Raw genomic sequence first — 6,323 nt, forward strand, 5'->3', positions numbered from 1 at the left:
AAGCTCCCGAGCAAAAGCGAGCTGCGCGCTCGGGGGTAACCGCTAGCATATTCCGATTCATTTCCAGAAAGGGGGGTTGAAACACATGAGCGAGCAAAATGGGACCGGCGAGCCTCGCAGGATAAACCGCAAGTGGCCGATCACCGTGGCTGTGGTGGCGGTTGTCGCGGCAGTTGCCGGCGGGGGCTTTTGGGTTTGGCATGAGCAGCCCAGCTTTTGCAACGCCATTTGCCATACGCCCATGGATCCATATCTTGCCGCGTTCGAGCAGGAGCCGGGCGTGCAGGGCATCGACAAATGGGGGAACACGGTGGAGAACACCGATTCCATGTTGGCCGTGGTGCATGCGGTGCCGAAAGAGGAAGGCGGTGCTGATGCGAACTGCCTGAGCTGCCATAAACCCACCATGTCGCAGCAGCTGACCGAGGTGAGCGAGTGGGCAACCGGCAATATGCCGCTGTACGCCAACGAAACCTATGGGTTGGTGCTTGGGGAGCGAGATACCGAGCAGCTCGGCGAGTGGCTGAGCCAGGACGGCGATGCATTCTGCTTGAACTCGGCATGCCATAACATCACGCGCCAGGACTTGGTGAAGGCGACGGCGCAGTATGGCGAGCGTAATCCACATATGGCCATGCATGGGCAGCAGCTCGACTGCGGAGATTGCCATAAGGCGCATCGTGCTTCGGTGAACGCGTGCAGCCGATGCCATGATGATGCGCCCATCCCTGATGGGTGGTTGACCTACGATCAGGCTCAAGAAGTGGCGAACCGCGCATAATCGCGTATTCGCAATAAGGGCGTTGGCTCAAGCCAACGCCCTTATTGCGTTTTGGGGCAAGCCGTTCCGCTTTCGACGGAGCGGGAGCGCGCATGGGATTCAAAGCGGGTTTTCGCTTAGATATGCCGTCGAGACCCGTGCGTCAGATCGCGCGCGAACGGGGTCGCCACGTTAGGGAAGCCCCGCGTATCACTGTTTCAAGGGGCGCAGCTGCGTGAGGGTGCTTAGACGCTCGGCTTCCTCGCGTTGCTGCAGGTCGGCCATCACCACGTGGCCTGCCATGGCGATATCGCGGCACTTTTCGGGGGCAAGGCGGCTCCACAGGTACTGCGTGGCGATGCGGTCCACGCCCGCGAGCACAACGTCCTGCATATGGCGCCCCTCGTCGGTGCAGGCCACGTACACGGCTTTGCGGTCGTCGGGCGCGCCCATGCGCTCGACCCAGCCGCGCTCTGCCAGTCGGTCGGTTGCGCGCACGGCGGTGGCGCTCGTGAGCTTCAGCTGTCGCGCCAGGTCCACGATGCGCATGGGGTAGCCCACCTCGCCTAGGCGCTGCAGCACACGGCATTCGCTGAACGTGGCGCCGTCGCACGACTCCTCTAAGGCCTTCTCTATGCGCTTGCGCAGCACCTCGAAGGAAGCTAGGGCGCGGGAGGCGAAGAACTTGCGCGACATCTCGCGGGACAGCGGCGGCTCGATGGTGGCACCGGCCATGACGGCGGCCTCGCAGATCGAGCGGAAGGGCGCGGTCTGGGTGGGGAAGATGCGGTAGAGCTGGGCGATGATGGCGGGGTTGGCCTGCTCGATGTGCTTGATGCCGGCTTCGAGCACGCGCACGCGGCTTCCTCGTTTCCCCGGCGTGTGGATGCGCTCGACGAAGCCGGCGTCCTCCAGCGTGTTGACCGCATGGGTGATCACGTTGGGCTTCAGGTCCAATATGATGCCCAGATTCTTCTGCCCGATGGGCTCGGGTTCGGCGGCGGCAAGCTTCACGAGCACGCGATACTGTGTGCAGTTCAGGCAGCTCGCTTCCCGAAGGCCTTCCTTCAGGCCCTCGTGGGCAAGTTCGAACGCCACGAAAAACGTTGAATCCAGAAGATATTTCCCGGGTTTGCGGTGTTCGGTCGAGGTATCGCTCATGACGGCCTTTCATGTCATCAAATCGTTGCACTGGTGAACCATGATACTTCTTTCTCCTCGTCTGTGGCTTATTCGTTTCATGTCCGCGTCAACCTTTCCATAATTCGACGCCATGATGCCCGTCTGCCGTCCGCCATGCCGCTGTGCGCCGCGGCGCCCCTGGCGCGGTATACTGCTGCTATGCCTGAAACTTGAAGGTCGGGAGGGTAGCCATGAACATCGTTCACCGCGAGGACCAGCAGCTCCGCGAGCATGCGCTCTTGAGCGCGGATGCGGCCAAATCCGACGAGTCCGAGGGCCGTGCGCGCTCGGGCGAGCCGGATTTCCTCCGAACCGAATTCCAGCGCGACCGCGATAAGATCCTGCATTGCAAGAGCTTCCGCCGCCTTTCGCACAAAACCCAGGTGTTCTTGGCCGCCGAAGGCGATCATTTCCGCACGAGGCTCACCCACACCCTCGAGGTTGCGCAGATAGCGCGCACCATCGCCCGCGCGCTCGGGCTTAACGAGGACCTGGCGGAGGCCATCTCGCTCGGCCACGACCTGGGGCACACTCCCTTCGGCCATACGGGCGAGGCCGCCTTGGCGGGATGCTTGGCCCGTCACCGAGGCATCGATATCGCATCCGCCCAGGTAGCCGCCCAGTATCGGCACAACGAGCAAAGCCTGCGCGTGGTGGAGCGCATCGAGAACGACGGGCGGGGCCTGAACCTCACCGCCGAGGTGCGCGACGGCATCCTGCACCACACCGGCGCCATCCGCGCGGAAACGCTCGAGGGCCGCATCGTGGCTACCGCCGACCGCATCGCCTACGTCAACCACGACATCGACGATGCCATCCGCGCCGGCCTGCTCACCGAGGACGCGCTACCCGCAAGCACGCACGAGGTGCTCGGCCCCGATCATTCCAGCCGCATCGAGCTTCTGGTGCGCGATATGGTGCAAACCTCGGCGGCCGTCGACGACATCGCGCTATCGGAACCGGTATGGGACGCCATGAACGAGTTGCGCAGCTTCCTGTTCGCCAACGTCTACACCGCGCCTCAGGTGCTTGCGGAGGTCAACAAGGCCAAGTACCTGGTCTCGCAGCTGTTCGATTACTATGTGGACAACATCGAAGAGGTTCCCGAGGAGTATCGCGTCATCGCCGAGGGCGACCGTCTGCAGGCCGTCACCGACTACATCGCCGGCATGACCGACCGGTATGCCACCGCAACGTTCAAGCGCCTGTTCGTGCCGCGCGATTTCATGAGGTAGCTCGCCGCCCGCCGGGCGTTGTCGCCACCGCCTCTTTCGCGCGAAAAGCAACCCCTGTTTTCCCGATTCGCTTCGGGCTATAATCGTGCGGTTATGATACAGAGAAGCGACATACAACCGGCCGTGCAGGCCGCCATCCCCATTATGCTGGGCTATGTGGCCATCGGCATCCCCTGCGGCATATTGGAAGACTCCATCGGCATGAACGCCGTGCAGGTGTTCTTCCTTTCGTGCATGTTCTATTCCGGCGCGGGTCAGTTCATGATCCCCAACATGTGGCTTGCGGGAAGCCCTCTGGCCTCCATCATCGCTAGCGTGTCGCTGGTGAACACGCGTCAGATGCTGTATTCGGCGTCTTTCGCGCCCATGTGCGCCAAGGAGCCCAAGCGCCTGTCGTTTTTGTTCTCCGCCACGGTCACCGACGAGAGCTTCGGCGTGAACATGGCGAACTTCGCCACGGGAACGTGGAACGTGCCGCGCGCCACCATCGTCAACATCTGCTCGTGCACCTCTTGGACGCTGTCCAACGTGGCAGGCGTCCTCATCGGAGGCGCGCTCGGCATCCCGCTCGCCATTGCCAGCTTCGCCATGACCAGCATCTTCATCTGCCTGCTTGTCACGCAGAAGATCACGTTCGAGAACGTGATCGCCGCCGTGGTGGCCATTGTGGGCGTGTTCACGTGCAAAGCCGTGGGCCTGGCGGGTCCCGCCATCCTCGTCGGCGCCATCCTGGGCGTGGTCGCCGCCATGCTCGTCTCGCAAGTGCGCCGCCAGCGCAGGGCAGAGGACGCCGCGCTCGAGGAGAAGATCGCGAAGGCCGCCGGGGAAGGGGATGATGCGCGATGAGCATGACCGACTTCTTCATCGTCTTCGTCACATGCCTGGTCACCATGCTGCTGTGCCGCTGCCTGCCGCTGTTCGTGCTGAAGGGCCGCCAGCTCCCCGAGGGCCTTGCTCGCGCGCTCGGGTTCATCCCGCCTGCGGCGTTCGCCGCGCTTGTGGCCAACGACCTGCTCTCGCCCGGCATGTTCGACGCGGGCGTGTGGCCTGCCGCCATGCCGCTTGCCGCCGCAGCGGTGGTGGTCGTGGTCGCGCGCAAGACCAAGTCGCTCCTATGGTGCGCCCTCGCCGGTTGCGCAAGCTATGCGCTGCTGGCGTTCTGCTTTGCCCCGGGCGCGGTGTAGGGAAGGGCGTTCCCGGTTCGATGGCAAAACCGAAGCAATCAGGTGCGCTTGCGGCCCCCGTCTTCGGAAAGGCGCTCTCCCAAACTCAGCCGCACATATCCGGCTGAGTTCGATAACGAAACCAAGGTGCTTGGATGAGCATGCAAATCAAGCAGAAGCCGCCCCTTTGGCTTCGGTTGCGGAAATTAATTGGCAAAACGCCCTTGTTTTGCCTGGTTTGATATAATCCCGCATCGTATATGTGCTAATGGGGACCGTAAGCGTTCGCACTGGCGAAGCGGCCGAAGCGCCGATCGAAGGAAAGAATGGGGACATTATGAGCGAACTGCTTTCGCAGCTGATCACGCCTGAGATCCAAGCGGCGTTTTCCGTCGTGGTCGTGCTGCTTGCCATCTTGTACATCCTGTCTATCGTGTGGGTTGCCCGCGATGCGTATATGCGCGGCACCTATTGGTACGTGTGGGGTATCGTCGCCCTCGTCCCGCTCGTGGGCGTCGTGGCGTACTGCCTGCTGCGTCCGCCCTTGCTGCAGATCGACCGTGACGAGCAGGAGCTCGAGGTTGCCCTCAAGCAGCGTCAGCTCATGCACTATGGCGAATGCGCCAACTGCGGTTACCCCGTTGAGTCCGATTATGTGCTCTGCCCGAACTGCCATCAGCGCTTGAAGAACCTGTGCGGCCATTGCGGCCATGCCCTTGAGCCGGCATGGACGGTGTGCCCGTACTGCGCAAGCCCGGTCAGCGGTCAGCGCCAGGCGGCTCGCCGCGCTCCGCAGCCTCAGGCCGCCCCGCGTCAGCAGCGCCCGCAGCGACCGGCGCGTCCCGAGGAATAGGTTGAACCCTTGTCGTACGCACGAGCCGTCCGATCGGACGGCTCGTTTTGCTTTTCAGGCGCGCAAGGCCGCTGCTTTTGCGGGCATGCCCCGAATGCTGAGCAGGCGGCGGCGCGTGAAACTCCTATGCATGCGGCGGACCTTCATTTGGGATTCACCGGTCTATGCGCTAGCATGGTGGGCAGCTGCATGCTATCTTTCTATAATCCCGTAAAACCGATGCGCAGGCGGTATGCACCTGCCCGGCTGAAGAAAGGAACGTATCATGGAAATCGTTTTGCCCGACGGCTCGAAGAAAACGCTGGACGCCGGGGCAACTGTCGCCGACGTGGCGGCTTCCATCGGCGCGGGCCTTGCGAAGGCCGCGCTTGCCGGTAAGATCGACGGCAAGCTCGTCGACCTGACCACCCTCGTTCACGATGGCGCCGCCGTCGAGATCATCACGGCGAAAAGCCCCGAGGCGCTGCATATCCTGCGCCATTCCTGCGCCCATATCATGGCCGAGGCCGTGCAGGAGCTGTTCCCTGGCACGCAGATCGCCTTCGGCCCTGCAACCGATGACGGCTACTTCTACGACTTCCTGCTGCCCGAGAACATCTCCTCCGACGACTTCGGCGCCATCGAGAAGAAGATGCAGCAGATCATCAAGGCCAACGAGCCCTTCGTCCGCGAGGTGGTCACCATCGACCAGGCGAAGGAGATTTTCGCCGACCAGCGCTTCAAGCTCGAGCACATCGACGACCTCGCCGACGAGGAGATCACCATCTATCGTCACGGCTCCTTCGTCGATCTGTGCTCCGGTCCGCACATCCCGTCTGCCGGCAAGATCGGCGCCATCAAGCTCATGAAGCTGGCCGGCGCCTACTGGCGCGCCGACGCAAGCCGCGAGCAGCTGCAGCGCCTGTACGGCACGGCGTTCTTTAAGAAGGCCGAGCTTGACGAGTACCTGCACAACCTCGAGGAGGCCGAGAAGCGCGACCACCGCAAGATCGGCCGCGAGATGGACCTGTTCATGATGCGCGAGGAGGCCCCGGGCTTCCCGTTCTTCCTGCCCAACGGCATGGTGCTCAAGAATACGCTGCTCGACTACTGGCGCGAGATCCATCGCAAGGCCGGCTACGTCGAGATCT

The 6,323-nt window shown here is 62.8% G+C and carries 7 protein-coding genes; 6 read left to right on the forward strand and 1 reads right to left on the reverse strand.

What is annotated here, in order from left to right:
* Window positions 1-85 precede the first annotated feature (85 nt).
* The gene (locus RDW26_RS06335; protein WP_307982944.1) at window positions 86-781 is read left to right on the forward strand and encodes a cytochrome c3 family protein; all 696 of its coding nucleotides are present in this window, start codon (window positions 86-88) and stop codon (window positions 779-781) included.
* Window positions 782-970: 189 nt separating this feature from the next.
* Here RDW26_RS06335 and RDW26_RS06340 read toward each other — a convergent pair whose 3' ends face one another.
* A complete protein-coding gene (locus tag RDW26_RS06340; RefSeq protein ID WP_307982945.1) occupies window positions 971-1,921 on the reverse strand; it encodes a MarR family transcriptional regulator in 951 nt (316 codons plus the stop codon).
* 212 nt (window positions 1,922-2,133) lie between these two features.
* Here RDW26_RS06340 and RDW26_RS06345 point away from each other — a divergent pair, with 212 nt between their 5' ends.
* From RDW26_RS06345 to RDW26_RS06365, 5 genes are all read left to right on the forward strand, one after another.
* Window positions 2,134-3,177: a deoxyguanosinetriphosphate triphosphohydrolase gene (locus RDW26_RS06345; RefSeq protein ID WP_307982946.1), complete on the forward strand. Its 1,044-nt coding sequence runs from the start codon at window positions 2,134-2,136 to the stop codon at window positions 3,175-3,177.
* A gap of 93 nt (window positions 3,178-3,270) precedes the next feature.
* Entirely contained in the window at window positions 3,271-4,023 is a 753-nt protein-coding gene (locus RDW26_RS06350) for an AzlC family ABC transporter permease (protein ID WP_307982947.1), read from the forward strand.
* Window positions 4,020-4,361, forward strand: coding sequence for an AzlD domain-containing protein (locus RDW26_RS06355; protein ID WP_307982948.1), 342 nt, complete (start codon window positions 4,020-4,022; stop codon window positions 4,359-4,361). Before RDW26_RS06350 ends, RDW26_RS06355 begins: the two co-directional genes overlap by 4 nt.
* A 316-nt stretch (window positions 4,362-4,677) precedes the next feature.
* A complete protein-coding gene (locus RDW26_RS06360) occupies window positions 4,678-5,193 on the forward strand; it encodes a zinc ribbon domain-containing protein (protein ID WP_118349805.1) in 516 nt (171 codons plus the stop codon).
* A 265-nt stretch (window positions 5,194-5,458) separates the two neighbouring features.
* On the forward strand, window positions 5,459-6,323 hold an 865-nt coding region (locus RDW26_RS06365), incomplete at its 3' end, for a TGS domain-containing protein (RefSeq protein WP_307982949.1).

This window comes from uncultured Senegalimassilia sp., assembly GCF_902464545.1.
GTDB lineage: Bacteria > Actinomycetota > Coriobacteriia > Coriobacteriales > Eggerthellaceae > Senegalimassilia.

What these genes read in the sequence shown, in the direction of transcription:
- RDW26_RS06335 (WP_307982944.1), top strand. Translation starts at nt 86, where the DNA reads ATGAGCGAGCAAAATGGGACCGGCGAGCCTCGCAGGATAAACCGCAAG.
- RDW26_RS06350 (WP_307982947.1), top strand. Translation starts at nt 3,271, where the DNA reads ATGATACAGAGAAGCGACATACAACCGGCCGTGCAGGCCGCCATCCCC.
- RDW26_RS06355 (WP_307982948.1), top strand. Translation starts at nt 4,020, where the DNA reads ATGAGCATGACCGACTTCTTCATCGTCTTCGTCACATGCCTGGTCACC.
- RDW26_RS06345 (WP_307982946.1), top strand. Translation starts at nt 2,134, where the DNA reads ATGAACATCGTTCACCGCGAGGACCAGCAGCTCCGCGAGCATGCGCTC.
- RDW26_RS06340 (WP_307982945.1), bottom strand. Translation starts at nt 1,921, where the DNA reads ATGAGCGATACCTCGACCGAACACCGCAAACCCGGGAAATATCTTCTG.
- RDW26_RS06360 (WP_118349805.1), top strand. Translation starts at nt 4,678, where the DNA reads ATGAGCGAACTGCTTTCGCAGCTGATCACGCCTGAGATCCAAGCGGCG.